Genomic DNA, 2,881 nt, shown 5'->3' on the forward strand with positions numbered 1-2,881 from the left:
CCCCCACCACCGACGCACTGCGGTGCCTGCAGCGCGTCTTCGGCTACGACGCGTTCCGGGGCGACCAGGAGCAGATCATCGAGCACGTCGTCGCAGGCGGCGACGCGCTCGTGCTGATGCCGACCGGTGGCGGGAAGTCGCTCTGCTACCAGATCCCGGCGCTGGTCAGACCGGGCGTCGGCGTGGTGGTCTCGCCGTTGATCGCCCTCATGCAGGACCAGGTCGACGCGCTGCGCGCGCTCGGCGTGCGCGCGGGCTTCCTGAATTCGACGCAGGACCTGGACGAGCGCCGGATGGTCGAGGCGGAGTTCCTCTCGGGCGAGCTGGACCTGCTCTATCTGGCCCCGGAGCGGCTGCGCGTCGAGTCGACGCTGCGCCTGCTCGACCGCGGCAAGATCGCCCTCTTCGCGATCGACGAGGCGCACTGCGTCGCGCAGTGGGGCCACGACTTCCGGCCGGACTACCTGGCCCTGTCCGAGCTGCACGAGCGCTGGCCCGACGTGCCGCGCATCGCCCTGACGGCCACGGCCACGGAGGCCACGCACGGCGAGATCGCGGGGCGCCTGAAGCTCCAGGACGCCAAGCACTTCGTGGCGAGCTTCGACCGGCCCAACATCCAGTACCGCATCGCTCCGAAGAACGACACGCGGAAGCAGCTCCTGGAGCTGCTGCGCACCGAGCACGAGGGCGACGCGGGCGTCGTCTACTGCCTGTCGCGCAAGGGCGTGGAGGACACGGCCGCGTTCCTCGCGCAGCACGGCGTCGACGCCGTGCCGTACCACGCGGGCCTCGACGCGGCGACGCGCGCCGCGAACCAGGCGCGGTTCCTGCGGGAGGACGGCGTGGTCGTGGTGGCCACGATCGCGTTCGGCATGGGCATCGACAAGCCGGACGTCCGCTTCGTCGCCCACCTCGACCTGCCGAAGTCCGTCGAGGGCTACTACCAGGAGACGGGCCGCGCCGGGCGCGACGGCCTGCCGTCCACGGCGTGGCTGGCGTACGGCCTGCAGGACGTGGTCCAGCAGCGCAAGATGATCGACGGCTCGGAGGGCGACGACGCCCACCGCCGCAGGCTCGCCGCCCACCTCGACGCGATGCTCGCGCTGTGCGAGACGGTGGAGTGCCGCCGCGTGCAGCTGCTGGCCTACTTCGGCGAGCGCAGCACCCCGTGCGGCAACTGCGACACGTGCCTGACGCCCGCCGAGACCTGGGACGGCACGATCGCCGCCCAGAAGTTCCTCTCCGCGGTGCTGCGCCTGGCGCGCGAGCGGCGGCAGAAGTTCGGCGCGGGGCAGATCATCGACATCCTGCTGGGCAAGAAGACCGCGAAGGTCATCCAGCACGACCACGACCAGCTGACGGTCTTCGGCATCGGCACGGAGCTGGGCGTCGCCGAATGGCGCGGTGTCGTACGGCAGTTGCTGGCGCAGGGCCTGCTGGCGGTCGAGGGCGAATACGGCACGCTGGTCCTCACCGAGGCGAGCGGCGAGGTGCTCGGCCGGCAGCGCGAGGTGCGGCTGCGGCGCGAGCCGGAGAAGCCCGCGCGCTCCGCGAAGGGCTCCGCCAAGTCCGCGGCCCGGAAGGCCGCCGCGGTGGCCGACCTCCCCGAGGAGGCGGTCGCGCTCTTCGAGCGTCTGCGGGCCTGGCGTGCCGCCACGGCACGCGAGCTGGGCGTGCCCGCGTACGTCATCTTCCACGACGCGACGCTGCGGGAGATCGCGACCGCGGCACCGTCCTCGCTCGATGAACTGTCGACGGTGAGCGGTGTCGGCGAGAGCAAGCTGGAGAAGTACGGCGAGGGCATCCTGGCCCTGCTGGCGGAGGACGCCTGAGCCAACGGGGCGGAGGGTCAGGATCGCTGCCGTACGGAGATGAGGTGGGCGTAGACCACGACGTTCCCCAGATAGGCGTTCGCGTCCGCGTCGAAGCCCCCGCCGCAGGTGATCACCCTCAACTCGGCGCGCGCGGACGGCCCGTAGACCTTCTGTGACGGGAAGTCCGCGCTCGTGTAGACCTCGATCGCGTCGATCGTGAAGACGGCGGTGCGGCCGTCGGCGCGGTCCACCTCCACGCTGTGCCCCTTCTTCAGCGCGCCCAGGCTGTAGAAGACGGCGGGCCCCTCGGCCGTGTCGACGTGCCCTGCCACGACCGCGGTGCCGCGCGTGCCGGGCGCGGGCCCGCCCGTGTACCACCCCGCGAGGTTCCGGTCGTCCTCCGGCGGGCTCTCCAGCCCACCGTCCGGCCGCAGCCCCAGGGGCCGCAGCGGGGCGTCGACCTGGATCTCGGGAATGCGCACCCGGACGGGAGGGGAAGCGGGCACCGGCGACACGGCGGGCCGTGCCGCGGTACGGGCCCGCCCGGCGAGGCGGCCGGAAACGCCTCGGCAGCGGACGGCTGCGGGGGCGGGCCCTGCGCGTCGGCGCCGTGCTGGATGAGCCAGCGGCCGGTGCAGAGCGCTGCCGCGAGCACCACGGCCACGACGGTCTTGCGGTCGCCCTCCGGGGGCGCCCCTGGCGGGGCGGCACCGGGGGCCCTGCGGGCTTCCCTGGCCCGGGCCGCGTGGACGATACGGGCTCGGGCATGGCGGGTGCGCCGTGCGTTGCCCATCGGAAATCCCTCCAGGGATCCGGTGCTCTTGCGCTCCGCGCGCGGCCGCGCCTGGTGGTCCAGGTGTGCCCACCGGGGTGCCTCTCACGCTCCGCGCGCGACCGCAGGTCCGTCGTGGCTGGTCGCGCAGTTCCCCGCGCCCCTTACGGGGCGCAGCCACCCGGCTCGCGCGCGGGGCCCGGAGCGCAGCCCCGGTGGGGGCCTGGGGGCGAAGCCCCCAGAAACACTTCCAGCCCACCTTCGCCCCCACCCAGCCCGTCCGGCGCTTGAGGAC

At 73.5% G+C, this 2,881-nt stretch carries 1 protein-coding gene and 1 pseudogene; one reads left to right on the forward strand and one right to left on the reverse strand.

What is annotated here, in order from left to right:
* Positions 1–1,832: DNA helicase RecQ (gene recQ, locus K6I34_RS34860; protein WP_229332041.1), on the forward strand; the 1,832-nt coding region annotated here is incomplete at its 5' end.
* Between the two features lie 17 nt (positions 1,833–1,849).
* Here the strand turns inward: recQ and K6I34_RS34865 are convergent.
* Positions 1,850–2,478, reverse strand: a pseudogene (locus K6I34_RS34865) (class F sortase).
* Positions 2,479–2,881: the final 403 nt, after the last annotated feature.

This window comes from Streptomyces sp. UNOC14_S4 (assembly GCF_020740835.1).
In the GTDB taxonomy this organism is placed as follows: domain Bacteria; phylum Actinomycetota; class Actinomycetes; order Streptomycetales; family Streptomycetaceae; genus Streptomyces.